General features: G+C 74.2%; 26 protein-coding genes. 17 read left to right on the top strand and 9 right to left on the bottom strand.

The window, feature by feature from the left end; translation table 11 throughout:
- The first annotated feature begins 32 nt into the window (after positions 1-32).
- The 3 genes from ACFVS0_RS19020 (at position 33) to ACFVS0_RS19010 (ending at position 2,496) form a co-directional block, all read left to right on the top strand.
- Positions 33-1,199 (top strand): sensor histidine kinase, encoded by a 1,167-nt coding sequence (locus ACFVS0_RS19020; protein ID WP_430564707.1) that lies wholly within the window; start codon positions 33-35, stop codon positions 1,197-1,199.
- Entirely contained in the window at positions 1,196-1,852 is a 657-nt protein-coding gene (locus ACFVS0_RS19015; RefSeq protein WP_430549180.1) for a response regulator, read from the top strand. The genes ACFVS0_RS19020 and ACFVS0_RS19015 overlap by 4 nt, the downstream gene beginning before the upstream one ends.
- Before the next feature lie 62 nt (positions 1,853-1,914).
- On the top strand, positions 1,915-2,496 hold the full coding sequence (locus ACFVS0_RS19010) for a dihydrofolate reductase family protein (RefSeq protein WP_430549181.1): 582 nt from the start codon (positions 1,915-1,917) through the stop codon (positions 2,494-2,496).
- 7 nt (positions 2,497-2,503) lie between these two features.
- Here ACFVS0_RS19010 and ACFVS0_RS19005 read toward each other — a convergent pair whose 3' ends face one another.
- Positions 2,504-3,157 carry a DNA-binding response regulator gene (locus ACFVS0_RS19005; protein ID WP_430564709.1) on the bottom strand — a complete coding sequence of 218 codons (654 nt, stop codon included), beginning with the start codon at positions 3,155-3,157 and terminating at the stop codon, positions 2,504-2,506.
- Positions 3,158-3,255: 98 nt separating this feature from the next.
- On the opposite strand from ACFVS0_RS19005, the gene ACFVS0_RS19000 reads away from it, so the two are divergent.
- The 6 genes from ACFVS0_RS19000 (at position 3,256) to ACFVS0_RS18975 (ending at position 8,423) form a co-directional block, all read left to right on the top strand.
- Positions 3,256-4,218: an oxidoreductase gene (locus tag ACFVS0_RS19000; RefSeq protein WP_430588836.1), complete on the top strand. Its 963-nt coding sequence runs from the start codon at positions 3,256-3,258 to the stop codon at positions 4,216-4,218.
- Positions 4,219-4,350: 132 nt separating this feature from the next.
- Entirely contained in the window at positions 4,351-4,722 is a 372-nt protein-coding gene (locus ACFVS0_RS18995; RefSeq protein ID WP_430549184.1) for an ArsR/SmtB family transcription factor, read from the top strand.
- The gene (locus tag ACFVS0_RS18990; RefSeq protein WP_430549185.1) at positions 4,719-5,636 is read left to right on the top strand and encodes a cation diffusion facilitator family transporter; all 918 of its coding nucleotides are present in this window, start codon (positions 4,719-4,721) and stop codon (positions 5,634-5,636) included. The genes ACFVS0_RS18995 and ACFVS0_RS18990 overlap by 4 nt, the downstream gene beginning before the upstream one ends.
- 71 nt (positions 5,637-5,707) lie before the next feature.
- Positions 5,708-6,442 (top strand): VIT family protein, encoded by a 735-nt coding sequence (locus ACFVS0_RS18985; protein ID WP_430564791.1) that lies wholly within the window; start codon positions 5,708-5,710, stop codon positions 6,440-6,442.
- A 36-nt stretch (positions 6,443-6,478) separates the two neighbouring features.
- The gene (locus tag ACFVS0_RS18980) at positions 6,479-8,095 is read left to right on the top strand and encodes an alpha-amylase family glycosyl hydrolase (RefSeq protein ID WP_430564790.1); all 1,617 of its coding nucleotides are present in this window, start codon (positions 6,479-6,481) and stop codon (positions 8,093-8,095) included.
- Between the two features lie 37 nt (positions 8,096-8,132).
- Complete coding sequence (locus ACFVS0_RS18975; RefSeq protein ID WP_430588835.1) at positions 8,133-8,423, top strand: DUF1905 domain-containing protein; 291 nt, start codon at positions 8,133-8,135, stop codon at positions 8,421-8,423.
- 1 nt (position 8,424) lies between these two features.
- On the opposite strand, the gene ACFVS0_RS18970 is transcribed toward ACFVS0_RS18975, so the two are convergent.
- From ACFVS0_RS18970 to ACFVS0_RS18950, 5 genes are read right to left on the bottom strand one after another with little or no spacing between them, the layout of a single operon-like run.
- Complete coding sequence (locus ACFVS0_RS18970) at positions 8,425-8,811, bottom strand: RidA family protein (RefSeq protein ID WP_430588834.1); 387 nt, start codon at positions 8,809-8,811, stop codon at positions 8,425-8,427.
- A 2-nt stretch (positions 8,812-8,813) separates the two neighbouring features.
- On the bottom strand, positions 8,814-9,695 hold the full coding sequence (locus ACFVS0_RS18965) for a fumarylacetoacetate hydrolase family protein (protein WP_430588833.1): 882 nt from the start codon (positions 9,693-9,695) through the stop codon (positions 8,814-8,816).
- Positions 9,692-10,207: a nuclear transport factor 2 family protein gene (locus tag ACFVS0_RS18960; RefSeq protein ID WP_430588832.1), complete on the bottom strand. Its 516-nt coding sequence runs from the start codon at positions 10,205-10,207 to the stop codon at positions 9,692-9,694. Before ACFVS0_RS18960 ends, ACFVS0_RS18965 begins: the two co-directional genes overlap by 4 nt.
- A gap of 11 nt (positions 10,208-10,218) precedes the next feature.
- On the bottom strand, positions 10,219-11,514 hold the full coding sequence (locus ACFVS0_RS18955; RefSeq protein ID WP_430564784.1) for an FAD-dependent monooxygenase: 1,296 nt from the start codon (positions 11,512-11,514) through the stop codon (positions 10,219-10,221).
- 41 nt (positions 11,515-11,555) lie between these two features.
- Positions 11,556-12,314: a dienelactone hydrolase family protein gene (locus ACFVS0_RS18950; protein WP_430564783.1), complete on the bottom strand. Its 759-nt coding sequence runs from the start codon at positions 12,312-12,314 to the stop codon at positions 11,556-11,558.
- 445 nt (positions 12,315-12,759) lie between these two features.
- Between ACFVS0_RS18950 and ACFVS0_RS18945 the strand changes: the two genes are divergently transcribed.
- The 6 genes from ACFVS0_RS18945 to ACFVS0_RS18920 all read left to right on the top strand — a co-directional run bounded on the left by ACFVS0_RS18945 (position 12,760) and on the right by ACFVS0_RS18920 (position 20,480).
- Positions 12,760-13,806 (top strand): amidohydrolase family protein, encoded by a 1,047-nt coding sequence (locus ACFVS0_RS18945; protein ID WP_430549194.1) that lies wholly within the window; start codon positions 12,760-12,762, stop codon positions 13,804-13,806.
- A gap of 112 nt (positions 13,807-13,918) precedes the next feature.
- Positions 13,919-15,517, top strand: coding sequence for an ABC transporter substrate-binding protein (locus ACFVS0_RS18940; protein WP_430588831.1), 1,599 nt, complete (start codon positions 13,919-13,921; stop codon positions 15,515-15,517).
- 1 nt (position 15,518) lies between these two features.
- The gene (locus tag ACFVS0_RS18935) at positions 15,519-16,463 is read left to right on the top strand and encodes an ABC transporter permease (RefSeq protein ID WP_430549196.1); all 945 of its coding nucleotides are present in this window, start codon (positions 15,519-15,521) and stop codon (positions 16,461-16,463) included.
- Positions 16,460-18,334 (top strand): dipeptide/oligopeptide/nickel ABC transporter permease/ATP-binding protein, encoded by a 1,875-nt coding sequence (locus tag ACFVS0_RS18930; RefSeq protein ID WP_430588830.1) that lies wholly within the window; start codon positions 16,460-16,462, stop codon positions 18,332-18,334. Before ACFVS0_RS18935 ends, ACFVS0_RS18930 begins: the two co-directional genes overlap by 4 nt.
- On the top strand, positions 18,331-19,206 hold the full coding sequence (locus tag ACFVS0_RS18925; protein ID WP_430588829.1) for an ATP-binding cassette domain-containing protein: 876 nt from the start codon (positions 18,331-18,333) through the stop codon (positions 19,204-19,206). Before ACFVS0_RS18930 ends, ACFVS0_RS18925 begins: the two co-directional genes overlap by 4 nt.
- Positions 19,203-20,480: a DUF3500 domain-containing protein gene (locus ACFVS0_RS18920; RefSeq protein ID WP_430588828.1), complete on the top strand. Its 1,278-nt coding sequence runs from the start codon at positions 19,203-19,205 to the stop codon at positions 20,478-20,480. The genes ACFVS0_RS18925 and ACFVS0_RS18920 overlap by 4 nt, the downstream gene beginning before the upstream one ends.
- A gap of 7 nt (positions 20,481-20,487) precedes the next feature.
- Here the strand turns inward: ACFVS0_RS18920 and ACFVS0_RS18915 are convergent, their stop codons facing one another.
- The 3 genes from ACFVS0_RS18915 to ACFVS0_RS18905 all read right to left on the bottom strand — a co-directional run bounded on the left by ACFVS0_RS18915 (position 20,488) and on the right by ACFVS0_RS18905 (position 23,137).
- A complete protein-coding gene (locus ACFVS0_RS18915) occupies positions 20,488-21,351 on the bottom strand; it encodes a phosphotransferase (RefSeq protein WP_430588827.1) in 864 nt (287 codons plus the stop codon).
- Positions 21,352-21,434: 83 nt separating this feature from the next.
- Positions 21,435-22,115 (bottom strand): GntR family transcriptional regulator, encoded by a 681-nt coding sequence (locus ACFVS0_RS18910; protein WP_430549201.1) that lies wholly within the window; start codon positions 22,113-22,115, stop codon positions 21,435-21,437.
- Positions 22,116-22,207: 92 nt separating this feature from the next.
- Complete coding sequence (locus tag ACFVS0_RS18905) at positions 22,208-23,137, bottom strand: LysR family transcriptional regulator (RefSeq protein ID WP_430564776.1); 930 nt, start codon at positions 23,135-23,137, stop codon at positions 22,208-22,210.
- A 102-nt stretch (positions 23,138-23,239) separates the two neighbouring features.
- Here ACFVS0_RS18905 and hpaD point away from each other — a divergent pair, with 102 nt between their 5' ends.
- Positions 23,240-24,244, top strand: coding sequence for a 3,4-dihydroxyphenylacetate 2,3-dioxygenase (hpaD, locus tag ACFVS0_RS18900; RefSeq protein WP_430588826.1), 1,005 nt, complete (start codon positions 23,240-23,242; stop codon positions 24,242-24,244).
- Positions 24,244-24,945, top strand: a complete 702-nt coding sequence (locus tag ACFVS0_RS18895) for an aldolase/citrate lyase family protein (RefSeq protein WP_430588825.1) — start codon at positions 24,244-24,246, stop codon at positions 24,943-24,945. Before hpaD ends, ACFVS0_RS18895 begins: the two co-directional genes overlap by 1 nt.
- The last annotated feature ends 16 nt before the right edge of the window (positions 24,946-24,961 follow it).

The raw sequence follows: 24,961 nt of genomic DNA, 5'->3' as shown, positions 1-24,961 counted from the left end.
CGCCGAACAGTGGCGGCGCCTAGCCTGGCGGCATGACCTCGTCCGTGACGGCGCCGCCGAGTCCGTGGGTGACCGACGTCGTCCTGGCGCTGGCGTCGACGCTCGTCGTCGCGGTCGTCATCGCGGCCGACCCGTCGGGCCAGGGCGACGCCGGCGCGGCGGCCTACCTGTTCGCGGTGGGGTTCGGCGCGCTGGTGCTGCTGCGCCGCGTCGCCCCGCGCACGATGCTCGTGCTCACGTTCCTCGGCGTGTGCGCGTACTACGCCCTCGGCTTCGCGCCGATCGGCATGGTGCTGCCCGCGGTCACCGCGCTGTACGCGGCGGCGGAGCGCGGCCGGACCGGCTGGGCGGCCGGTACCGGCGTCGTGCTCGTCGCGGTCGCCACCTGGTTCCGCGTCACCGGCGACGACGTCGACCCGAGCGCCGCGCTCACGGCCTACGACCTGGTCACCAACGTCGCGCTCACCGCGGCGGCGGTCGCGCTCGGCGTCGCCGTCCGGCTGGCGCGCGAGGCCCGTGAACGCGCCGCGCTGGTCCGCGAGCTCACGGCGGAGCAGGAGGCGCACGCCGCGCAGGAGCGGCTGCAGGCAGAGCGGCTGCGCATCGCCCGCGACCTGCACGACACCGTCGGGCACCACCTGTCCGTGGTGGCGCTGCACGCCGGCGTCGCGGACGAGGCGGTCGGGCGGGACGACGTCGCCGCGCGCGACGCGCTCGCCCGCGTCCGGGAGGCGGCGTCAGGCACCCTCGACGAGCTGCGGGCCACGGTGAAGGTGCTGCGCGAGCCCGCGCCCGGCGCCGCGCCGCGCGGCGCCCTCGGCCTGGCGGGCCTCGACGGCCTCGTCGCACCGGTGCGGGCCGCGGGCGTCGACGTCGAGGTGGTCGACGCCGTCGCGCCCGGCGCCCTGGGCGACGCGATCGACGCCGCCGCGTACCGCATCGCCCAGGAGGCGCTGACCAACGTGCTGCGCCACGCGGACGCCCGGCACGTCCGGGTCGAGGCGGACGTCGACGACGGACGCCTCCGCCTGGCCGTGACCGACGACGGCCGCGGCACCGGTCCCGCCCCCGGCACCGGGGCAGGGCTGGCCGGGATGCGCGAGCGCGCGGGCCTGCTGGGCGGCCGGCTCACCGCGGGCGACGCGCCGGGCGGCGGGTTCGCCGTCGTCGCGGACCTCCCGGCGAGGCTGGACGCATGATCCGGGTGGTGCTGGTCGACGACCAGGAGCTGGTGCGCGCCGGGCTGCGACCGCTGGCGGAGCTCGACGGCGACATCACGGTCGTCGGCGAGGCGGCCGACGGCCGTGCCGGCCTGTCGCGGGTGCGCGAGCTGCGGCCCGACGTCGTGCTGATGGACGTGCGGATGCCCGCCCTGGACGGCATCGGGGCGACGCGGGCGATCGTCGAGGACCCGGCGCTGCGGGACGTCCGCGTGCTCGTCCTCACCACGTTCGACGAGGACGAGCACGTGGTCGAGGCGATCCGCGCGGGCGCGGCCGGCTATCTCCTCAAGGACGTCTCCCCCGACGACCTGCGCGCCGCGATCCGCACCGTGGCCGCCGGCGACTCGCTGCTGTCCCCCGCCGTCACGGCCGCGGCGATGCGCGCCGTCGCCGCCGCGCCACGCCGGCTCGACGACGCCGCCGTCGCCGGCCTCACCGAGCGCGAGCGCGAGGTGCTCGTGCGGGTGGGCCGCGGGCTGACCAACGACGAGATCGCCCGCGACCTGTACCTCAGCCCCGCCACCGCGCGCACGTACGTCAGCCGGCTGCTCACGCGGCTCGACGCCCGCGACCGCGCCGCGCTCGTCGTGCTGGCCTACGAGACGGGACTCGTGCGCCCGGGCGGCTAGGACGCCGAAGTCGTACAGTCATGTTCAAGAACTGCGGCGGCCTGCCGACCGAGGAGCTGACCATGGCCACGACCTACACGTTCGACGTCTTCTCCAGCCTGGACGGGTTCGGCGCCGCGCACGGCGACTGGACCGGCTACTGGGGCAAGCAGGGACCCGAGCTGCTCGAGCACCGGCTCCACCTGTTCGACACCGAGCAGCGGATGGTCCTCGGCGCCACCACGTACCGGGCGTTCGTGCAGATGCTCGCCGCGGGCACCGCCGACTCCGACGTGCGCGACCCGTGGGTCACCCGCATGGTCCGTACGCCCGCGACCGTGGTGTCGAGCACCCTGCGCGAACCCCTCGAGTGGCCGGGGGGCGCGACCGTCGCCGCCGGCGACGCGGTCGACGTCGTCGGCCGGCTCAAGCAGGAGTCCCCCGTGCCCCTGCGGTCGCACGGCAGCCTGTCGCTCAACCGGGCCCTGATGGCCGCGGGCCTGGTCGACGAGCTCCGGGTGACCCTGTTCCCGGTGATCACCGGGCAGACCGGCGTCGACCCGCTGTTCCGCGGGGCCGCGGACTTCGACCTCGAGCTCGTGGAGACGCGCACGCTCGACGGCCGCACCCAGGAGCTCGTCTACGTGCCCACCCGGCACGGCTGAGGACCGCTCAGACCAGGCCGAGCTCCCGCGCCCGCACGCCCGCCTGGAACCGCGAGCCCGCGCCGAGGGCCGCCATCAGCTCGGCGACGCGGCGACGGTACGTGCGCACCCCCATCCCCATGGCACGGGCGGCGGTCTCGTCCTTGACGCCCTGACCGAGCAGGTCGAGCACCTGGGGCGCGATCGCGCGGATCTCGGCGATGCCGGCGTCGAAGACGGCGAGGTCGGTCGCCGACCGCCAGGCCGCGTCGAACAACGAGGTGACGCCCTGCACCGCCTCGGGCTGCGTGATCACGCTGTAGGAGCGGCGTCCGGCCTGGAGGTCGCCCGCCAGGATCACGAGCCGGCGGTCCAGCACGATCGTCTCGTTGATCTCGTCGGTGGTGATGCGTACCTGCGCGCCGTACCGGTCGCGCAGCAGCTTGAGGTGCCGGGTGGCGACGGGGTCGAGCAGGACGCCGGACCGGTAGACCTTGCGGACGGTCGCCGCGCCCCGCGGCGGACGTTCCGCCGCGAGCCCCTCCGCCCGGTGCGCCGCCTGCCAGGTGAACAGGTCGTTGGCGGCGCACGCCACGTCGGTCGCGGTGGCGAACAGGTGCGCGGTGCGGGCGAGGAGCTCCTCCTCGCCCCGGACGATCGTGACGGCCTCTCCGGTCTGCATGCCCTCGATCCTGCACCCGGGTGGCAAGGTCCTGCCAGGGGCGGCAACAAGCTGCCATCCGCGTCCGTCCCGGCGTGACCGCGGCGAGGCTGGGCAGCATGACGACCTCGACCACAGCCTCCACCACCACCACCGCCACCACCCCCACCACGGTGTCCGCCGCCGTTCCCGACGCCGCCGCTGCCGGCACCTGGCAGCTCGGCGACCGCACCGTGAACCGGCTCGGCCTCGGCGCCATGCGGCTCGTCGGCTCCTTCGGGTCCGCGACCCCCCGACCGCGCGAGGACGCGATCGCCGTGCTGCGCCGCGCCGTCGAGCTGGGCGTGAACCACGTCGACACCGCCGCGTTCTACTTCTTCCCGGCGAGGTCCGCGAACGAGCTGATCGGGGCCGCCCTGCAGCCCTACGCCGACGACCTGGTGATCACCACGAAGATCGGCGCCTCCCAGTCCCGCGACGGCGCCTTCGAGCCGTACGCGCGGCCCGACCAGCTGCGCAGCCAGGTCGAGGAGAACATCCGCCAGCTCGGACTGGACCAGCTGGACGTCGTGAACCTGCGCTGGGGCACCGGCCTGGGGCGCGAGCCCGGGTCGGTGGCCGAGCACGTCGGCGCCCTCGCCGAGCTCCGCGACGCGGGCCTGGTGCGGCACGTCGGCGTCTCCAACGTGCTGCCGGAGCAGCTCGAGGAGGCGCTGGAGATCACGCCCGTCGTGTGCGTGCAGAACCGGTACGGACTCACGGAGCGGGCCGACGACGGCCTCCTCGCCCGGTGCGGCGAGCTCGGCATCGCGTACGTGCCGTTCTTCTCCATGGGAGCGGCCGTTCCCGGGGCGGTGCCCGGAGGCACCCCGGACGAGACCGGCGCGGAGCAGGTGGCCGCCGTCGCCGCACGGCACGACGCGACGCCGACCCAGGTGCGGCTCGCCTGGACCCTGCACCGCGGGCCGCACGTCCTCGCCATCCCCGGCACCGGGAGCGTCGCGCACCTGGAGCAGAACGTCGCCGCCGCGGCCCTGCGGCTCACCGACGACGACCTCGCCGTCCTCGACGCGATCGCCTGACCCCACCGAGCACCGCCGAACAGGCGGTTGTGCACCTTCTGACGTCTCAGAAGGTGCACAACCGCCTGTTCGGCACCTCGTCGTCCGGCGGCAGCCTGGCGTGAGTACACGACACCATGTACCGTCGCGCTCATGGAGACCGTGACGCTCACCCACACCGCCGCGCTGGCGCGGCTCGGGCACGCCCTGTCGGACGGCACCCGCGCACGCATCCTGCTCGCGCTGCGCGACGCGCCCGCCTACCCCTCCGACCTCGCCGCGACGCTGGGCGTCTCCAAGCAGGTGATGAGCAACCAGCTCGCGTGCCTGCGCGGCTGCGGCCTGGTCGTGGGGCGCCAGGACGGGCGCCGCACCGAGTACCGGCTGTCCGACCCGCACCTCGCGCACGCGCTCGGCGACATGCTGCGGCTCGCGCTCGTCGTCGACCCGGACTGCTGCGGCCCGGACTGCACGTGCGCGACGCCCGCCGCCCACGGGCCCACCGGCTCCCAGGACGCCGCGTGACCCACGACCACGACCACGCGCAGGTCGCCGCCGACCACCGCGGGCGCCTCGCGATCGCGTTCGGCATCACGGCCACGATCCTCGTGGCGCAGGCCGTGGGCGCGTGGCTCACCGGCAGCCTCGCGCTGCTGGTCGACACCGCCCACATGCTCACCGACGCCGGCGGCCTCGCGCTGGCCCTGTTCGCCGCGCACCTGTCCCTGCGGCCGGCGTCGCCGCAGCGCACCTGGGGCTACCGGCGGGCCGAGGTGCTGGCCGCGCTGGCGCAGGCGGCCGTGCTGCTGGTGGTCGGGGTGTACGTGCTGGTGGAGGCGGTGCTGCGCCTCGCCGAGCCACCGGAGATCCCGTCCACGCAGCTCGTCGTCTTCGGCGTCATCGGCCTCGCGGGCAACCTCGCCTCGATGGCGGTCCTGGCGAGCCGCCGCGACGCCAACCTCAACCTGCGGGCCGCGTTCCTCGAGGTGCTCAACGACGCGCTCGGGTCGGTGGGCGTGATCGTCGCCGCGATCGTCATCGCCACCACCGGCTGGCAGCGGGCCGACGCCGTCGCCGCGCTCCTCATCGGGGCCCTCATCCTGCCGCGCGCGGTGAAACTGCTGCGGGCCGCCGGCTCGGTGCTGCTGGAGTCCACCCCGCCCGGCCTGGACCTCGACGAGGTGCGCTCGCACCTGCTGAAGGTGGAGCACGTGCGCGACGTGCACGACGTGCACGCGTCCCTCATCGCCACCGGCCTGCCGATCCTGTCGGCGCACGTCGTGGTCGACTCGGGCTGCTTCACCGACGGGCACGCCGGCCGCATCCTCGACGAGCTGCAGGAGTGCGTGGCCACCCACTTCGACGTGGCCGTCGAGCACTCCACGTTCCAGGTCGAGCCCGAGACCCACCCCGAGCACGAGCACCCCACGCACGCCTGATCCCCCGGTCCGGGCCGCGCCGGGCGCGCGTCGTGCTGGCGGCACCCCCCGACCGATGCTGTGCTGGGCACATGTCCGAGCGCATCGAGACCGACCCGACCGGCCACCCCGACGAACCGCACGCCGGCGGCCTCGCCCAGCGGCTGAACTGGTTGCGGGCGGGCGTGCTGGGCGCCAACGACGGCATCGTCTCCGTGGCGGCCGTCGTCGTGGGCGTCGCCGGCGCGACGCCGGAGCGGGCGCCCGTGCTCACGGCCGGGCTCGCGGCCCTCGTGGGCGGCGCGATCTCGATGGCGCTCGGCGAGTACGTGTCGGTGTCCAGCCAGTCGGACAGCGAGAAGGCGCTCATCGCCAAGGAGCAGCACGAGCTCGCGACCATGCCGGACGAGGAGTTCGACGAGCTCGTCGGCCTCTACCGCCAGCAGGGCCTCAGCGAGGGCACGGCCCGCCAGGTCGCCACCGAGCTCACCCACCACGACGCCCTCGGCGCCCACCTGTCCGCCGAGCTCAACATCGACCCCGACGACGTCGTCAGCCCCTGGCACGCCGCCTGGGCGTCGCTGCTCGCGTTCCTGTGCGGCGGCGTGCTGCCGATGCTGGCCGTGCTGCTCATCCCCGAGCCGTGGAAGGTCGCCGGCACGTTCGTCGTCGTCCTCGCCGCCCTCGGCGCCGCCGGCTCGATCGCCGCGTGGATCGGCGGGTCGTCCCGCTCCCGGTCCGTGGTGCGCGTGGTGGTCGGCGGCGCGCTCGCGCTCGGCGTCACCTTCGCCCTCGGCTCGCTGCTCGGCACCACCGGCGTCGTCTGACCCCCCGTCCTCGTTCCCGACCTGCAAGGAGCCTCCGTGCCGACCCCTACGCCCACGTCCCCGCACGCCGCCACCGACCTCGCCCCGCGCCTCGGGCGGACCGTGCTGTACCAGCTCTACCCGCAGAGCTTCGCCGACGGGAACGGCGACGGGATCGGCGACCTCCCCGGGATCACCGCCCGGCTCGACTACCTGCGGTGGCTCGGCGTGGGCGCCGTGTGGCTCGACCCGTGCTTCGTGTCCCCGTTCGCCGACGCCGGCTACGACGTCGCCGACTTCCTCACGATCGCGCCCCGCTACGGCACCAACGACGACCTGGCGGAGCTCACCGAGGAGGCCGGCCGGCGGGGCATCTCCGTGCTGCTCGACCTCGTCGCCGGGCACACGTCCGACCAGCACCCGTGGTTCACGGCGTCGGCGGACGACCCCGGCGACGACCGGTACGTGTGGAGCGACGCCCCCGTCGACGGCTTCGAGCCCGGCCCGGGCCGCCGCGGCGGGTTCTACCTGCCCAACTTCTTCCCCGTGCAGCCGGCGCTCAACTTCGGCTACGCGCGCCAGGACCCCGACGAGCCGTGGCGCAGCCCGGTCGACGCCGCCGGCCCGCAGGCCAACCGCGGCGCCCTGCGCGAGATCATGGCGCACTGGTTCGACCTCGGCGTCGCCGGGTTCCGCGTCGACATGGCGGCGTCGCTCGTCAAGGACGACCCGGGACTCGTCGAGACCGGCCGCCTGTGGCGCGAGAACCGCGACTGGCTCGACGCGACCTACCCGGGCCGCGTGCTGATCAGCGAGTGGGGCGACCCGCGCGTCTCCGTGCCGTCGGGCTTCCACGCCGACTTCTTCCTGCAGTTCGGGGGCGACGACGACGGCCTGCCGCTGCGCTCGCTGTGGAACAACGGCGCCGGCACGGTGCAGCCGTCGTGGGGCGAGGTGCCGAGCTGGGCCGACGCCGAGGCACGGGGCGACGCGGGCACGTTCGTCCGGGCCTGGGAGGAGGCCACCGGGGCCATCGCGGCCGCCGGGCGTGGCGGGCTCACCGGCCTGCCGACGTCGAACCACGACTTCACGCGGCTGGTGGCCGGGGCGCGCGACGCCGAGCAGGCTCGTGCGGCCCTCGTCCTCACCCTCACCTGGCCGTCGATGCCGTCGGTCTACTACGGCGACGAGATCGGCATGCGCTTCGTCCCCGACACCCCCACGCTCGAGGGCTCGCGCCTCAACCCGACCTACGACCGGGCGGGCTCGCGCACCCCGATGCAGTGGGGCGACGTGCCGGCCGGGCGGCTCGGCCCCGACGTCGCGGAGTCGCGCTACCTGCCCCAGGACCCGGACCCCGACCGCCCGACCGTGGCCGCCCAGCTCGACGACGAGGGCTCGGTGCTGCACCTGGTGCGCCGCCTCGCGCACCTGCGCACGGCGGACCCGCGGCTCGACGCCGCCGCCGACGTCGACGTGCTGGCCACCGGCTACCCGTTCGCGTACGTGCGCGGCGGCACGCTCGCCGTCGTGCTCAACCCGGGCCGCGCCGCCGTGTCGGTCGCAGTGCCCGGGGCGGCCCGTGCGCGCGAGATCGAGGTCCGGGGGCACCGCGTCGAGGGCGACGTCGTGCACCTCGACGGGCACGGGTACGCCGTCCTCGACCTCGCGTGAGCTGGTCCGTGTCAGGAGGTCGCGGCACCCTGGGCGCATGGAGCTCGAGGTGCGCGGTGAGGTGTTCCAGTGGCGCGGCCCGGCGCCGTACTACTACGTCGCGGTGCCCGACGCCGAGGCGGAGCAGATCGCGGCGGTCGCGCCCCTGGTCACCTACGGCTGGGGCGTGATCCCCGTGACGGGCCGCCTGGGCGCGACGACGTTCACCACGTCCCTGTTCCCGAAGGACGGCGGCTACCTCGTCCCGCTCAAGGACGCCGTGCGCCGGCCCGAGGGCGTGGACGACGGCGACGAGGTCGTCGTGCGCCTGACGCTCGACGGCGTCTGAGTCATCCGGGGAGGACGGCGAGCAGGTCGACGTGCACCAGCGCGCCGCCGCCGAGCGTCGCGGCGACGACCTGACGCGCCGGCCGGTCCGCCGGGTCGGGAAACAGCGCCGTCCACTCGCGGTTGAGGGCTTCCCGGTCGGCGGGGTCGGCGAGGTGCACCGTCAGCTTGAGGACGTCGCCCGGGCCGCCGCCCGCCGCCGCGAGCACGGCACGCACGTGCCGGAAGGCGTTGGCGCACTGCGCGTCGAGGTCCTCCGGCATCTCCCGCGTGCCCGGGTCGCGGCCCGTGAGCGCGCCGGTGGCGAGGAACGGACCGATCCGGCTCGCCACCGGCACCGGGTTCGCGTGCGCGAACCCGGGCACGTCCACGGTCGTGCGGCGGCCCACCGTCAGGCCTCCCGCTCCGGCTCGGCGACGACGGTGTTCTCGAGGGCGCCCAGGCCCTCGATCTCGGCGCGCACGACGTCGCCGACCTTGAGGAAGCGGCCGGTGGGCGCGCCGATCCCCGACGGCGTGCCGGTGGCCAGCACGTCGCCCGGCTCGAGCGTCATCACCTGCGTGAGGTAGGCGATCTGCTCGTAGAGGTCGTGGATCATGTCGTCGGTGCGCCAGTCCTGGCGGACCTCGCCGTTCACGGTGAGCCGCATCCCCAGGTCGAGCGGGTCGGCCACCTCGTCGTCCGTGGTGAGCCACGGGCCGAGCGGGCCGTGCGTGTCGAACGACTTGCCCAGCGTGAACGTGGGCGACCGCTTCTGCAGCCAGTCCCGCACGGAGACGTCGTTCGCCACCGTGTAGCCGGCGATCACCGACCGCGCGTCGTCCACCGGGACGTGCCTGCACCGCTTCCCGATCACGACGGCGAGCTCGATCTCGTAGTCCAGCTCGTCGGAGACGTCCGGCTTCACGATGCCGGCGTGCGGCCCGACGATGCACGAGACCTGCTTGTTGAACCACAGCTGGCTGGTGGGCACCGGGATGCCCGCCTGCCGCGCCTCCTCGGCGTGCGCGGCGTAGTTCATGCCGATGCCGAGGTACTTCTGCGGGTCGTCCACCGGCGCCTCGAGCACGACGTCGGACAGCGCGTGCCGCTCCCCCGCCGCCCCGGCGAGCGCGTCGCGGCGCGCGCCGAGGTCCGGCAGGATCGCGCGCAGCGACGTGCCCGCGACGGCGGAGACGTCGGTGACCGTGAGCGAGCCGGGGTCGGCGGCGTCGCCGTCCACCCGCCCCAGCCGGACGGGGCCTTCCCCGAGCCGGAACCGTGCGATCTTCATCTGTCGTTCCCGTCCTTCGTGTCCTCGGCGGGCGCCTGCTGCTGCGAGGGCAGCGCGCCCCACACCTGCTCGCCGTCGGGTGTCATCTGGAAGCTGACGAACCGCCAGGCGCCGTCGTCGCCGCGCACGACGACCTGGGTGACGACGCCGGCGAGCACCCGGGGCGCGCCGTCCGGCCCCCGCATGTGGTTGACGATGCGCCCGGTGACGACGCCGACGTCCCCGACGAGGCGCACCAGGAGGTCGTCGCGCACGACGTCGACGTACGCGCGCCGCGTGGCGACGTGCTCCAGGAGCTGCGCCTTTGTGTGCACCAGCCCGGGGGCGTGCACGTGCACGAGGGCGTCGTCGAACATCGCGTCCAGGGCGTCGACGTCCCCGGCGACCAGGGCGTCCCGACGGCGCTCCTCCAGGGCGAGGATCTCGGCGCGGCTCGCGGCGTCGGCCACGGTCACCCCGCTGGGCGCAGGGCTTGTCGCGGCGCTGGGCGCAGGGTGGTCGTCGTGGGGCATGGCGGTCCTCCTCAGGCCGGCCGGGCGGCGGTCAGCGCGTGGTCGGTGCGGAAGCCGGTGGTCTCGCCGGCCTCGAAGCCGGGGCGCGGCTGGCCGACCATCGCGTGGTACTTCGAGAAGATCTCGTCGGCCTCGGCCAGCGGCAGCACCGCCTCGATGTCCTCGAACGGCTCGCACCGCGTGCGGTCGGCGACGATCCGGCGGATCACCTCGTACCCCTCGCCACGGTGCGCCATGACCATGCCGTTGACCTTGGCGAGCCGCTCGGCCTCGAACGCCTTGAGCGCGGCGACCGGGTCGTCGATCGTGGCGAGCTTCTCGGCGAGCACGGCGCCATCGACGATCGCCTGGCAGGCGCCGTTGCCGCCGCGCGGGTACATGGCGTGGGCGGCGTCGCCGACCAGCACCACGCGCCCGTCGGTCCAGCTCTCCAGCGGGTCGTGCCGGATCAGCGGGAACAGGTACACCTCGCGGGCGTCGCGCAGCATCTGCTGCACGTCGAGGAACGGCAGCTTCACCGTGTCGAACAGCGGCACGATCTCGGCGACGTCGCCGACGGCGTTCCAGTCCTCGACCGTCTCGTCGCGCTCGCGCTCCACCACCCAGTTGACCAGGGTCCTGCCCGTGCCCTCGAAGTCGTCGGCGATCGGGTACACGATCATCGTCGCGATCTGCGGGGCGCCGATGTGCAGGATCGTGTGCCCGTCGCGGTACGGCTCCATGAGCGTGGTGCCGCGGTACATGGTGATGCCGGAGTAGTGCGGCTCGGCGCTCTCGGGGTGCATCTGCCGCCGCACCACCGAGTTGATGCCGTCGGCGGCCACCACGACGTCGGCGGGGACCTCGCCGCGCGAGCCGTCGGCGCGCTCGACGTCGAGCGTGACGCCGTCGCCGTCCTGCGCGTAGCCGAGGGTGCGCACGCCCTGCACCACGGAGTCCGGGCCGAGCCGCTCCAGCACCGTGCGGTACAGCAGCATCTGGAGGCGGCCGCGGTGCACGAACCGCTGCTCGTGCAGGTAGCCCATGTGCACGCCGCAGCGCTCGGCGTAGATCTCCTGGCCGTGGTTGTTGTAGAAGATCGAGTCGCGCGCGTCGACGGAGATGGCCCGGAACTCCTCGAGCAGCCCGAGCTCCTCGAGCTCCTTGGTGCCGTACACCTTGACGTCGATGCCGACGCCGAGCGGACGGAGCTCCGCCACGGTCTCGTAGATGCGCGGGCGGAACCCGCGCTGGTGCAGCCGCAGCGCGGCGGCCAGGCCGGCGGGGCCGGCGCCCACGATGGCGATGTCGAGCTGGGGATCTGGCATGGACGTCCTCGTCTCTGGTGGGGTGGTTCGGGGCCGCGGCGTCAGCCGACGACGGCGGGGCTCAGGTCGTGGGCGAGCTCGCGCAGGAAGCGGGTCGTGGCGACCCAGGCGCGCTCCGCGTTGCGCGGGTGGTACGCGACCGCCTCGGGCGTCGGGGAGAAGCGGGCGTGCGGGCTGGTGAAGGCGTGCCGGGTGCCGCTGTAGAGGTCGGTCTCCCAGTCGAGGCCCGCGCCGGTCATGGCCCGCTGCAGGGCGTCGCGCTGCGCGGCGGTGGCCATGGGGTCCTGGTCGCCGGTGCACAGCAGCACCCGGGCCGTGGGATCGCACGCGCCCCAGCCGGCGTCGGGGTCGAGCAGGTCCAGGCCTCCGTGCACGCTCACCACGCCGCGCACCGCGCCGCCGGTGCGCAGGTGCTCGAGCGCCGAGGAGCCGCCGAAGCAGTACCCGAGTGCGACGATCGCGTCGTCGTCGATCTCGGGCTGCTCGGCCGCGGCCTCGTGGGCCGCCGCGACCCGCGCCGCCCAGCGCGCCCGGTCCGCGACCATGGCGCCGATGAGCGGCCCGATCTCGTCCTGCGTGCGCGGGCGGGCCCGCTCCCCCCAGACGTCGGCGGCGAGGACGGCGTACCCGAGCCCGGCCAGCCGCTCGGCGACCGCGAGCATGTCGTCGCTCAGGCCGAAGGCGTCGTGCAGGAGCAGCACGCCGGGCGCCGCCTCCCCGCCGGCGGGCGCGCGCAGCGCGCCGATCATGCGGGTGCCGTCGTGGGAGTACTCGACGTCGCGTGCGATCAGGTCGTTCATCGGGTGCCTTCCTGGGGCCTCGTCGTCCGGGAGGGGTCGAGGAGGCGGACGGCCCGCAGCGGTGCGGGTCCTCGCTCGACGGTGAAGCGTGCGCCGATCGTAGGAACACTTCCTACACGATTTCAAGTGTGGAACGACGGCCGAAGCTCAGGAATGTGGGTCACGGCAGGGAAGTTCGCACCCCTCAACGGCAGGAACGCAGGCGTCTCACGACCTTCACCCGGCGACTCCGCGCCTCAGGGGGTTGATCCGCCTCGACGGATCTGCATATGATTTCTCACACGATCTGACGGTCCGTCGGGTCGCTCATGAGTACCACAGGCACGACGGCCGCGATGCTGCGAGCGCCGTGCGAACCTCCTGAACGCAAGAGCCCACCGCGCCGGTGCGGGTCGCACGCCGATGTGCTTCAGGGAACGACCGCTAGACGGGAGCAGCCAGCGACATGACCGTCGTCGACATCAACATCCACCACCTGCCCGAGGACCTGTTCACCAACGAGAAGATCCTGAACGGCTTCCTGAACAGCGCCCCGCGCGGCTTCGGGGAGATCGCCCGCGTCGAGACGATGGCCAGCGGCAAGAAGCACCTCATCCTGGAGAAGCCCGCCGGCCACCAGAACCTCAACTACGTCGAGGGCGACTACTCCGCCGAGGCGAAGCTCGCCGCGATGGACGACGCCGGCGTGGACTACGGCGTCATGCGCGTGCCCGTCTGGCAGGAGTGGCTCGACCTCGAGACCTGCAAGGCCGTCAACGACAACGCGGCCGACATCGTCAAGCGGTCGAACGGGCGGCTGTTCTTCACCGCCTGCGTGCCGCCGTGGGGCGGCAAGGAGAACATCGACGAGCTCAAGCGCTGCATCGACCTCGGCGCCGTCGGCGTCCAGCTCGCCTGCCACTACGGGCAGCTCTACCTGGACGACCCGGTCTTCGAGCCCTACCTGCGCGAGATCGAGAAGCTCGACATCCCCGTCATCGCCCACCACACCCCCTTGCCGGTCGAGTGGCGGTCGGTGGTCGACTACACCAACCTGCGCCGCGAGTACGGCCGCATCGTCGACCAGGCCACCGCCGTCGGGCGCGAGCTGTTCAGCGGCATGTTCGACCGCATGCCCGGGCTGCGCTTCATCCACACCATGTTCGGCGGCAACTGGTTCGCGAACCAGGCGCTGCTCATGCCGCACGCGTCGAACAAGGCGGAGTCGCTCACCCGCCTCGACCCGACGGGTGGCGACAAGATCCAGAGCTACCTCGACAACAACCTCTTCTTCGACATGACCCACCCCCACTCGTGGGGCAAGCAGCAGGTGGAGGCGGCGATCGCGATCGGCGGCGCCGACCACTACCTGTTCGGGTCCTCGTTCCCCGTGTTCTACGGCTGGATGAGCCAGGGCGTCGAGTTCGTCAAGAACGAGCTGGAGATCACCGACGCCGAGCGCGAGCTCGTGCTCTCGGGCAACGCCGCCCGCCTGTTCAACCTCCCCCTCTGACCCGAAGACCCGACCCGACAGCCGCCGAGAGGGGGCCCGGCGCCAGCGCCGGTGCCCCCGCCTCGGCCTCCCCTCGAACCCGTGCATGCCGGCGCAAGGAGGCGCCCCCACCATGTCGATGTTCACGCCAAGGCCCCTGCCGAAGTCCGCACCGACGTCGCACCCGAGGCCCGCCTTCCTCGTGCGGGGCCTGGCCACCGCGGCGATCCTCGCGCTGGGCCTCACCGCCTGCACCTCCGGCGGCGGCGCCGCCGAGGACCCCGGCGCCTCTCCCGCCGCGAGCGCCGGCTCGGGCCCCGTGCCCGGCTCCGTCCTGCGGGTCAACTGGGGCGGCTTCCCCGAGAGCTGGGCCCCCGGCGCCGAGATGGAGGCCGGGTTCCTGCGCATCCCCTACGAGAACCTGGTCGCGCTCGGCGCGGACGGCGAGATCGAGCCCGTCCTCGCCACGACCTGGGAGCAGACCGACGACGCGCTCACGCTCACCCTGCGCGACGACGTCACGTTCCACGACGGCACGCCGTTCGACGCCGAGGCCGTCAAGGTCAACCTCGAGACCGTGAAGGGCACCCCCGGGCCGTACGCCGGGCCGTTCCAGGTGATCTCGTCGATCGACGTCGTCGACGCGCAGACGGTACGGCTCAACCTCAGCGAGCCGACGCCGTCGCTCCTCACCACGCTGACCACCCGGGCGGCGCCGATGGCGAGCCCCAAGGCGATCGAGGCCGGCACCATCGCCCAGGTCCCCGTCGGGACCGGCCCCTGGGCCTACGACGAGGCCGCCTCCGTGCCCGGCACGCGCCTCGTCTTCGGCCCCGCCGAGGACTACTGGGGCGACCCGGTGGGCTTCGAGACCGTGCAGCTCGTCGCGATCCCGGAGGACAACGCGGCCTCCGCGGCGCTGGGCAACGGCGAGATCGACATCACCGACACGGAGACCAACCAGTTCACCACCCTGGACGGCACGCCCGGCGTCGACCGCCTGTCGTACCCCGCCATCCGGAACAACCCGATCTTCTTCGACCGCGGCCCGGGCGGGATGTTCGAGGACGTGGCCGTGCGCCAGGCCGCGTGCACCGCCATCGACACCGAGGTGCTGGCGAAGCTCGAGCCGGACTGGACGGTCCGCACGCAGCACTTCGCGGAGGGCGAGCAGGGCTACAACCCGGACATCGCCGGGTACACGCACGACGCCGCGAAGGCGCAGGAGCTGTACGACTCCGCCGGCAACCCGCCCGTCGACGCCGACATGCTCGCCACCGTGTTCAACGAGAACCAGATGAAGGTCTACGCCGAGCAGATGGGCGAGATCGGCATGAAGGTCACCGTGCAGAGCGCCCCGCCGCCCCAGTACTTCTCCGAGTGGAACAGCGGCAAGTACCCGCTCGGGCTCGGCGGCAACGACGAGCTGACGCCGTTCGACTGGTACCGGGCGTGGTTCGCCGCCGACGCGCCGGGCAACCCGTCCGGCGTCGAGAGCGACGAGCTCAAGGCCGCCGCCGACGCCGCCATCGCGGCCGGCACCGGCGACGAGGCGGACGCCCTGTGGGCGGAGGTCACGAAGATCATCTCCGACGAGGCCCTGACCTGCGCCCACGTGGCCGGCGAGGAGCTGATCGCCTGGAACACGACCACCGTGACGGACGTCGAGGCGCCCACGCAGCCGTGGGAGACCAACCTCGTGAACTACCGCGCGCTGCGCCCGGCGAGCTGAGATGGGCAAGCTCGTCGCCTACCGGCTGCTGTTCGCCGTCCCGCAGCTCCTGGTCATCTCGATCCTGGTGTTCTCGCTGACGTACCTCGTGCCCGGCAGCCCCGCCGCCGCGATGCTCGGCACGTCCGCGACGCCCGAGGCGATCGCCCACGTCGAGGCCCAGCTGGGCCTCGACCGGCCGCCGCTCGAGCGGTTCGTCGAGTGGTTCGGCGCGATGCTCACCGGGGACCTCGGGACGTCGTTCCGCGCGGGGATGCCGGTGACCGACCTGCTCGCGCAGCGGCTCCCGGCCACCCTGTCGGTGGTGGCGGGCGGCATCGTCGTGGCGCTGGTGCTGGGCGTGGGGGCCGGGGTGTTCACCGGCACCCGCCCCGGCACCCTCGCGGACCGGCTGGTCACGGGCGGCACCGTGCTCGGGCTCGCGATCCCCGAGTTCTGGCTCGGGCTGCTCCTCACGACTCTCTTCGCGGTGCAGCTCGGCTGGGTGCCGATCGTCGCGTGGACGCCCCTGACGGCCGACCCGCTCGCCTGGCTCCGCGGCCTCGTCCTGCCGTCGCTCGCCCTGGGCGTCACGGGCGGCGCGATCATCGCCCGCCAGACGCGGGCCGCGATGGTCACCTCGATGGCGGCGCCGTACGCCGACACGCTCACCGCGGCGGGCGTGCCCCGCCGCACGCAGATCGCGCGCTACGGCGTGAAGAACGCGCTCGTACCGGTGCTGGCGTCGACGGGCGTCACCTTCGCCATCCTCATCGGCGTCAGCTTCGTCGTCGAGAAGGTGTTCGCGCTCCCCGGGCTCGGCAGCCTCATGCTCACCAGCGTCATCGGGCAGGACTTCCCCGTCGTGCAGGGCGTCGTGCTCGTCACCGCGACGCTCGTGATCGTCGTCAACCTCGTGATCGACATCTGCTACGGACTCATCAACCCGCAAGCGAGGCCCCAGTGAGCAACGCCGTCATCCTCGACCCCGCCGACCGGTCCCCCGCCGGCGCGCAGGCGCGCGGCGTCGCCCAGGCGTGGCACCGGCTGCAGCGCCAGCCGTCGACGCTGTTCGCCGTCGTCGTGGTCGCCGTCCTCGTCTTCGTCGCGGTCGCCGCGCCCCTGCTCGCGCCCTACGCGCCGGCGGCCACGGACTTCGACGCGCCCCTCTCCGGCCCGACGGCGGACCACCCGCTCGGCACCGCCGACCTCGGGCAGGACCTGCTGAGCCAGCTGATCTACGGCGCCCGCACCGCGCTGGTCGTGGCCGGCGGCTCGGTGCTCGTCGCGATGCTCATCGGCGTGCCCGTCGGCCTCCTGCTCGGGTACAAGGGCGGGTGGTACGACCGGATCGGCTCGCGCGGGCTCGACATCGCCGACGCCCTGCCCGGCCTCATGGTCGGCTTCGTCGTCATCGCGGTCCTGGGCCGCGGCATGGCGGTGCTGGTGCTCGCCATCGGGCTGGTGTTCTGCATGAACTTCGCCCGCATGACGCGCGCCATCACGCTCACCGAGCGCAAGAAGCTGTACGTCGAGTCGGCGCACGTGTCCGGGCTGCGCGAGCGGCAGATCGTGTTCGGCCAGGTGCTGCCCAACCTCGCCGGCCCGCTCGCCGTGCAGGCCGCCGTCTTCCTCGGCTCCGCGATCAAGGTCGAGGCGGCGCTGTCGTTCCTCGGCCTCGGGCTGGGCGACGACCAGCCGTCGTGGGGCGGCATGCTCGGCGCCGCCGCGGAGCACCAGGCCGACAGGCCGCTCATGGCCGTGGCCCCCGGCCTCGCGATCCTGCTCACCGTGCTCGCGTTCAACCTGCTCGGCGACGGCATCAACGACGCGCTGTCGGGCCGTCGGACGACCGGCCGCCGGCGCACCGCGCTGCTCGGCCGCCTGCGCCCGCCCGCGTCACCCACGCTCGCCGAGGTCCGTGCGGCAGGGGCGCCCGGGCGGTCCCAGGACGCCGCGCCCGTCGGGCCCGCTCCCGCAGCCGCACCGGCCGGCGCCACGCCCGACGACGACCTCGAGGCCGCCGCAGACACCGTGCTCGACGTGCGCGGCGCGACGATCGTCGCGGACCGTCCGGACGGCACGAGCGTCACGCTGGTGCACGACGTCTCGCTGCGGGTGCGCCGCGGCGAGATCCTCGGCCTGCTGGGCGAGTCCGGCTCGGGCAAGTCGATGCTCGCGAAGGCGGTGCTCGGGCTGCTGCCGCCGGGCGTGCGGCTGGCGGAGGGGTCGGTCCGGCTGAACGGCACCGAGCTGGCGGGCTGCTCGGAGCGCGAGCTGCGCGCCGTGCGCGGCACCGGGCTCGGCGTCGTGCTGCAGAACCCGCAGGCCAACCTCTCCCCCGTGCACACGGTGGGTCGTCAGCTCGTCGACGTGCTGCGCGCGCACCACCCGCTGTCGAGGCGCGACGCGCGGGCCCGGGCGGCCGAGCTGCTCGACCTCGTCGGCGTGAACGACGTGCAGCGACGGCTCGACCAGTACCCGTACCAGTTCTCGGGCGGCATGGCGCAGCGCGTCGCGATCGCCATCGCGCTGGCCGGCGAGCCGGACCTGCTCATCCTCGACGAGGCGACGTCGGCCCTCGACGTCACGACGCAGAGCCAGGTGCTCGACCTCGTGCTGGACCTGCGCGACCGACTCGGCATGGCGATCGTCAACATCACGCACGACCTGGGGGTCGCGGCCGAGACCTGCGACCGCGTGGCCGTGCTGTACCGCGGCGAGCTGGTCGAGGTGGCCGGCGTCGTCGCGCTCTTCGACCAGCCGCAGCACCCGTACACCGCGGCGCTGCTCGCCGCGCACCCGACGGCCCACCACGACGTGGAAGTGATCGCGTGAACGACTCCCAGCCCCTGCTCGACGTCCGAGACCTGCGCGTGGACTACGACGTCGCGGGTGCGGCGGGGTGGCGACGCCGCACCCTGACGGTCGTGCAGGGCGTCAGCTTCACCATCGCGGCCGGCGAGACGTACGGGCTGGTCGGCGAGTCCGGCTCGGGCAAGAGCACGACCGGCCGCGCCATCCTGCGCCTGGCGGACGTCAGCGGCGGCCAGGTCCTCGTCGACGGCCGGGACGTCGCCGCGCTGGGACGGCGCACGCCGCTGTCGTACCGTCGCGACGTCCAGGCGGTCTACCAGGACCCGGCGGCGTCGCTGAACCCGCGCCACCGGGTGGGCCGGGCCCTCACCGAGACGCTCGCCCGGCACGGGCTCGGCGACCGCGACAAGCGGCGGCGTCGTGCCGCCGAGGCGTTCGAGCAGGTGGGCCTCACGACCGGCCACCTGTCCCGGTACCCGTCCCAGCTGTCCGGCGGGCAGCTGCAGCGCGTCGCCATCGCGCGGGCGCTGGTGCTGGGGCCGCGGCTCGTGGTGTGCGACGAGGCGGTCAGCGCCCTCGACCTGTCCACGCAGGCCCAGATCCTCACGCTGCTCACCGACCTGCAGGCCGCGAGCGGCGTCAGCTACCTGTTCATCACGCACGACCTCGGCGTCGTGCGGCACGTCGCGCACCGCGTCGGCGTGCTGCGCGGCGGGGAGCTCGTGGAGCAGGGCGAGACGCGGCAGGTGCTCGACCGCCCGCGGCACGAGTACACCCGGGCCCTGCTCGCGGCGAGCCCGTCGTCGCACCCCGACGGCCGGGAGGAGCGGCGTGCCGAGCGCGCCGCGCGCCGGGCCGCGGCGGCCCAGGACCTGTCCCAGGAGGCGGCATGACCGAGCAGCTCGACGACTTCTTCTCCACCGCCCGCGTCACGACGGGCGGCGACGCGCCCACGTTCGGCACGGAGAGCTACCGCGACCACCTGTACCGCCTCGACGACCCGGTGCTCGCGCAGTGGCGCGGCCTCGGCTACGAGGAGTTCTCGGCCCGCAAGCGCGAGCCCGGCTTCGTGCAGGAGCTGCTGGCGTCGTGGCGGGCGCTGTACGACGAGCCGTTCGTCGGCGTCACCACCGACGGCACGGTCCGCGACGTGCACCGCCTCGAGCCCGTGGTCGACGTCGACCCCGCGCCCTCCGCGGCCGCGCGACGCTTCCGGGGCCTGCTCGACGTCGCGCAGCGGGACGCCGTCGCGTACCCGGTCGACGCCCGCGAGTGGCAGGCGTGGAGCAACCCGGAGTTCGTCATCCACCGCACGGGGCTCCGGCTGGAGGAGCTCCCCGCCGAGACGGTCGACGCCGCCCTGGCGATGGTCGAGGCGTCGCTCAGCCCGGAGGGCTACGCCCGCGTCCGCGAGGCGATGGGCCTCAACGCGTTCCTCGGCGACCTGGTGGGCCTGCCCGACCTCATGAACGAGCGCAGCTACTGGGTGGCGCTCTTCGGCGAGCCCTCGCCCGACGGCGCGTGGGGCTGGCAGCTCTTCGGCCACCACGTGGCCGTGAGCTTCGTGTCCGTGGCGGGTCGGCACGTCGTCGCGCCGGTGTTTCTCGGGGCCGAGCCCGCGGAGTCCGACGGCGCCCGCCCCTCGCTGTTCGCGGCACGGCAGCGGCTCGCGCTGGAGCTCGCGTCGTCGTGGACCCCCGGGCAGCGCGCCGGGGCCGTGGTCTACGCGTCCGTGCTGGACCCGGCGATGCCGCCGGGGCGGCTGCACCCCGCCGACGAGCGGCACGTCGCCGGCGCCTTCCGCGACAACCGGGTCGTGCCGTACGAGGGCCTGCGCGCCTCCGACCTCGACGACGACCAGTGGGCCACGCTGCGGGCGATCGTGGAGGACGCGTTCCTGCTGCTCGCCGCCCCGCAGCGCGCACTGACGATGGCCGACGTCGACGCGCACCGCGCCGAGACCTTCGTGTCCTGGTACGGCGCCACGGACGGGACGCAGCCGTTCTACCTGCGCGTGCACAGCCCCGTCGTGCTCACCGAGCTGGACCACCACGCCGGCGTGTGGCTGAGCAACCAGCTCCCCGCGCGCTTCCACGTGCACACCACCCTGCGCGTGCCGCACGGCAACGACTACGGCCGTGCGTACGTGACGGCGGACCTGCGCTGATCGGGCGCTACGGCCCGGCCACCCGCCGGACCACGGCGTCGAGGGTGGGCCAGGGTGGCCCCGCACGCAGCGCGCGCAGCAGCTCCTCCCCGAACCGCGGCCCGTCCGGGAACTGGTCCTCCCGGTCCCAGCGCCACGCCGCGACCATCGCCAGGACGAGCTCGCGGCAGCGGTCGAGCAGCCCGCGGTCGACGCCCCTGTAGTGCCCGGAGACCTCGTCGGGGACGTGCGCGAGGTCGAACTCGACGGGCCCGCGGCAGCACGTCTCGAGGTCGATGAAGAGCGGCCCGTCCTGCGTGCTCAGCACGTTGCCCGGGTGGGGCTCGCCGTGGAGCACCTGCTCGCGCCCGGCCCCGTCGACCGCCTCGTGGAGCCGTCGCAGCCGATCGCCGAGGAACCGGCGCTCGACGTCGGGCAGCGCCGGAGAGAGCGCCGGGTCGGCGACGATCCGTTCCGCCTCGGCGATCCGCTCGGTGAACCGCGGGAAGCGGCCCTCCACGCCGCGCATCCCGGCGTGCAGGCGTTCCAGCGCCCGGGCGTAGTCGTCCGGCGGGACGACCGGGGCCACCGGCTCGTAGTAGACCCACAGGGTCACCGCGAAGCCGTCGCGCACGTGCACCCGCGGGGCGACACGGGGCTCCAGGGCACCCACCGGCGACCCGGCGCGGGCGAGCTGTCCGGCCAGCCCGACCTCCATCCGTGCGACCTCGTGCCCCACGGGGGCGACCCGCGCCAGCACCCCGCACGGTTCGAGGCGCAGTGCGAGCTTGTTGGAGTCGTGGAGCACGGTGGCGACGTCGACCGGCAGGCCCACGGACCGGACGACGGCGGTCGCGGCATCGGTCGCACGCTCGAGATCGGGCCTGTCCACACGAAGGATCGTGGCACCGGGACAGGGTGGACGACGAGGCTTTTCGACAGGGCCTCTCGGCGCGGTCGTCCGTCGGGCGGCGCCTACCGCGCCTGCGGCGCCGACTCCTGCGCCAGCTGCGCCTCGTGCTCGGCGATGGCCGTCACGGTGTTGAGCTCGTGCCGGCGGGCGGCGGTCTCGATCATGTCGGGGTCGGCACCGCCCTCGATGAGGTCGACGAGCCCGTCGTGCTCGGCGAGCGACGCGTGCGCACGCCCCGGCGCGTACCAGAACGCCGAGCGGCGGATGAGCTCGAGCCGTGTCCACTCGTCCTCGACCAGGCCGGCCAGGCGCTCGTCGTCGCAGCGGGAGCACAGCAGCTGGTGGAACTCGCGGTTGAGCGCACCGAACCGGGCGGGTTCGAAGTTCGCCAGGGCGGCGGCCATCTCCTTGTTGAGGGTGCGGGCGCGCTCCAGGTCCTCGGGCGAGAGGTTCGGCGCGGACAGGGCGGTCGCGTAGCCCTCGAGCCGGGCGAGCAGCTGCATGGTGCGCTCCCAGGACCCGGTGTCGAACGTCTTGACGACCGCGCCCGCGTTGCGCACGATGTCGACCCAGCCCTCGGCCTCCAGCCGCCGCACCGCCTCGCGCCAGGGCACGGAGCTGATGCCGTAGTCCCGCACGAGCTGGTCGATCACCAGCCGGTGCCCGGGCGCGAACGTGCCTTCCATGATCCCCTTGCGCAGGATCTCGTAGCACTGCTCGGCCTTGCTCACGGCCACGGCCACAGGTGCCTCCTCGGTGGGTCGGCGGTGCCCCGTCGCGTCGTCGCGCGGGCGGACCGCCCCGTCGTCAGTCGTCCCGGGAATCATATCGGAGATCACACAGGATCCGGCAGGGTCGCGCGGACGGTCTCCAGCAACCGTGCCACCTTCGGGTCACGTGCCGCAGCCCCGGGCCGCGTGAGCACCAGCGCACGCAGGCCCGCCGGCTCGGGCTCGATCCGGCGCACGGTGAGGTCGAACCGCGCCAGGCTCGCCCGGTCGGGGTCCGGCAGGATCGCCCGGGCCACGCCCGCCTCGACGAGCGGGATCCCCGCCTGGATCGTCTCCACCGTGCGGATCGACGACGGCGCGACCCCCCACCGGCGCAGCGCCGCCTCCACCGCCTCCGGAAGGCTGGGGACGGCGGCGGTGCGACGCGGCAGCAGCAGGAGCTCGCCGTCGAACGCGCGCAGCGGGAGCGGCTCGCCCTCGGCGCCGGCGTCGGGAGCGTCCGGCGGCAGCGCCGCCACGAGCGGCACCTCGCCCCAGTCGACGACGTCGAGCACCTCACGGTGGCGGGCGACGAACCGGCGCGGGTCGGCGACCATCACGGCCGCCACGTCGACCGCGCGCTGCTGCAGCATGTCGATCGCCGTCCACGGCGGCGGGTCGACGAGGCGTACCTCGACGTCGGGGGCCGCCGCGGCGTGCGCCCGCACCAGGGCCGGCAGCCGGTGCCACATGAGCACCGGAACGGCGGCCACGGTCAGCGAGCCCGCGGTGCCCGCGCCGAACCGGCCCAGCGCCGCGACGATGTCGTCGACCTCCCCCAGCACCCGCGACGCCGCGTCGAGCAGGTAGCGGCCGGCGCTCGTCGGCTCCACGCCGCGCGGGGTACGGACCAGCAGCGGGACGCCGACGTCCGCCTCGAGCTTCGAGATCGCGACGCTCAGCGGCGGCTGCGACAGGTGCAGCCGCGCGGCGGCGGCCGTGATCGACCCGGCCTCCACGACGGCGGTGAAGTACCGCAGATGACGCAGCTCCATAGTCCGCGATGGTAGTCGGACGCCTCGCCATACTCCTGAGATATGGCGGCGAGAGGACATCGGTAGTTCCGCGGACGGGTCCGCGTCACCAGACTCGGAGGCATGCTCCCGACCACAGCCCCCGCCCCCCCGTTCACGCTGACGCGCGCCAGCCACGTCGTGCTGGCCGTCACCGACCTCGCCGCGAGCCGCGACTTCTACCGCGACGTCATCGGCCTCGTCGTCACCGCGGAGACCGACGACGCCGTCTACCTCCGCGGGCTCGAGGAGGACGCCCACCACAGCCTCGTGCTCGAGCAGGCCACCGAGGCGAAGGCCGTCTGCCTGGGCCTGCGCGTGCGCACCGACGCCGACGTCACCGCCGCCGAGCGGCACCTCGCCGCGACCGGCGTCGAGCACGAGCGCGTCGAGCGCCCGCACCAGGGGCCCACGCTGCGCTTCCGCGACGCCGTCGGCACCCGCGTCGAGCTCACGTCGTCGATGGACCTGGTGCCGCGCAAGATGGCGGACTTCCACGACTTCCGCGCCGGCGCGCCACAGCGCATCGACCACTTCCAGGCCGTCACCCACGACGTGCGCACCGCCACCGAGTTCTGGACCGGGCTCGGGATGCGGACGTCGGAGTACACGGGCCAGTACCGCGAGGACGGCACCGACGAGCTGTGGGGCACCTGGATGGAGGTGAAGGGCAACACGCACGACCTCGTGTTCACCAACGGCCGGGGGCCGCGCCTGCACCACTTCGCCTACACGGTGCCGGACGCGACGTCGCTCATCCACGCCGCCGACGTCACCGGGTCGCTCGGCCTGGGCCACGAGATCGACCGCGGGCCCGGGCGGCACGGGATCAGCAACGCCCTGTTCCTCTACGTGCGCGACCCCGACCAGCACCGCATCGAGCTGTTCACCACGCACTACCAGCTCATCGACCTGGAGAGCGAGGCGATCCGGTGGGACGTGAGCGACCCGCGCCGCGCGCAGCAGTGGGGCATGCCGGCGTCCGAGCGCTGGTTCTTCGAGGCCAGCGAGTTCCCGGGCGAGCCCGTCCACGAGCCGCTGCTGCACGCCACCCCGCCCACGCTCGAGGCCTTCCTGGGCCTGCACTGATGCGCGGCGACGGGGCCGACCGGGCCCTCGCGGGCCTGTGGCTGGCGGGCGGCAGCCCGCTGCTCGCGGAGACGTGCGCGGACTCCGGCCTCGACCTGCTGCTCGTCGACCCGGAGCACGACCCGCGCGGCACCGGGCCGACCGTCGAGACCGCGCTCGCCCAGGTCCGCGCGACGCGCGGCTACCCGGTGACGACGCTCGTCCGGGCGCCCGACGACGCGACGCTGCACGCGCTGCTGCACGCCGGCGTCCGGGACGTGGTCGTGCCCGTCGCCTCCGTCGACGACGCCGGGGAGGTCGCGGGAGCGGTACGGCGCGCGACCCGCGGCCAGGGCACGGTGCTCGTCCAGGTCGGCACCCCGGAGACCCTGGCGGCCGCCGCCGGCCTCGTCGCCCTCGAGGGCGTCGCCGGCGTCCTCCTCGACACCCCCGACCTCGCCGCCGCCCTGGGCCGGTCGGGCCACGCCCACCCGGACGTCGTGGCGGCCGCGCTCCAGGCCGTCCGCGCGGTGCGCGCGGCGGGCGGCGTCGTCGGCGTCGACGCGTCGGACCCCGTCGTCGCCGACGCCTGCCGGGAGGCGGGCGCGTCGTTCGTCGTCGTGGGGGACGAAGTCACCCTCCTCGCCCGCGAGACGACGAGGCTCGCCGCCCGTCTCGCTGGTCCAGCTCTCGCCGAGGTAGTCCGAGTCCCCGCGAGGTAGTGGACTGGTCCACTAC

The sequence above is a fragment of the Isoptericola sp. NPDC058082 genome (assembly GCF_042885055.1).
Taxonomy (GTDB): domain Bacteria; phylum Actinomycetota; class Actinomycetes; order Actinomycetales; family Cellulomonadaceae; genus Isoptericola.
Note: the sequence above shows the minus strand (reverse complement) of the source record. Positions and strands in the feature narration are given on the sequence as shown.

What these genes read in the sequence shown, in the direction of transcription:
- ACFVS0_RS19000 (WP_430588836.1), top strand. Translation starts at nt 3,256, where the DNA reads ATGACGACCTCGACCACAGCCTCCACCACCACCACCGCCACCACCCCC.
- ACFVS0_RS19020 (WP_430564707.1), top strand. Translation starts at nt 33, where the DNA reads ATGACCTCGTCCGTGACGGCGCCGCCGAGTCCGTGGGTGACCGACGTC.
- ACFVS0_RS18950 (WP_430564783.1), bottom strand. Translation starts at nt 12,314, where the DNA reads ATGAACGACCTGATCGCACGCGACGTCGAGTACTCCCACGACGGCACC.
- hpaD (WP_430588826.1), top strand. Translation starts at nt 23,240, where the DNA reads ATGCTCCCGACCACAGCCCCCGCCCCCCCGTTCACGCTGACGCGCGCC.
- ACFVS0_RS18955 (WP_430564784.1), bottom strand. Translation starts at nt 11,514, where the DNA reads ATGCCAGATCCCCAGCTCGACATCGCCATCGTGGGCGCCGGCCCCGCC.
- ACFVS0_RS18960 (WP_430588832.1), bottom strand. Translation starts at nt 10,207, where the DNA reads ATGCCCCACGACGACCACCCTGCGCCCAGCGCCGCGACAAGCCCTGCG.
- ACFVS0_RS19015 (WP_430549180.1), top strand. Translation starts at nt 1,196, where the DNA reads ATGATCCGGGTGGTGCTGGTCGACGACCAGGAGCTGGTGCGCGCCGGG.
- ACFVS0_RS18985 (WP_430564791.1), top strand. Translation starts at nt 5,708, where the DNA reads ATGTCCGAGCGCATCGAGACCGACCCGACCGGCCACCCCGACGAACCG.
- ACFVS0_RS18945 (WP_430549194.1), top strand. Translation starts at nt 12,760, where the DNA reads ATGACCGTCGTCGACATCAACATCCACCACCTGCCCGAGGACCTGTTC.
- ACFVS0_RS19005 (WP_430564709.1), bottom strand. Translation starts at nt 3,157, where the DNA reads ATGCAGACCGGAGAGGCCGTCACGATCGTCCGGGGCGAGGAGGAGCTC.
- ACFVS0_RS18940 (WP_430588831.1), top strand. Translation starts at nt 13,919, where the DNA reads ATGTCGATGTTCACGCCAAGGCCCCTGCCGAAGTCCGCACCGACGTCG.
- ACFVS0_RS18975 (WP_430588835.1), top strand. Translation starts at nt 8,133, where the DNA reads ATGGAGCTCGAGGTGCGCGGTGAGGTGTTCCAGTGGCGCGGCCCGGCG.
- ACFVS0_RS18895 (WP_430588825.1), top strand. Translation starts at nt 24,244, where the DNA reads ATGCGCGGCGACGGGGCCGACCGGGCCCTCGCGGGCCTGTGGCTGGCG.
- ACFVS0_RS18965 (WP_430588833.1), bottom strand. Translation starts at nt 9,695, where the DNA reads ATGAAGATCGCACGGTTCCGGCTCGGGGAAGGCCCCGTCCGGCTGGGG.
- ACFVS0_RS18920 (WP_430588828.1), top strand. Translation starts at nt 19,203, where the DNA reads ATGACCGAGCAGCTCGACGACTTCTTCTCCACCGCCCGCGTCACGACG.
- ACFVS0_RS18995 (WP_430549184.1), top strand. Translation starts at nt 4,351, where the DNA reads ATGGAGACCGTGACGCTCACCCACACCGCCGCGCTGGCGCGGCTCGGG.
- ACFVS0_RS18905 (WP_430564776.1), bottom strand. Translation starts at nt 23,137, where the DNA reads ATGGAGCTGCGTCATCTGCGGTACTTCACCGCCGTCGTGGAGGCCGGG.
- ACFVS0_RS18935 (WP_430549196.1), top strand. Translation starts at nt 15,519, where the DNA reads ATGGGCAAGCTCGTCGCCTACCGGCTGCTGTTCGCCGTCCCGCAGCTC.
- ACFVS0_RS19010 (WP_430549181.1), top strand. Translation starts at nt 1,915, where the DNA reads ATGGCCACGACCTACACGTTCGACGTCTTCTCCAGCCTGGACGGGTTC.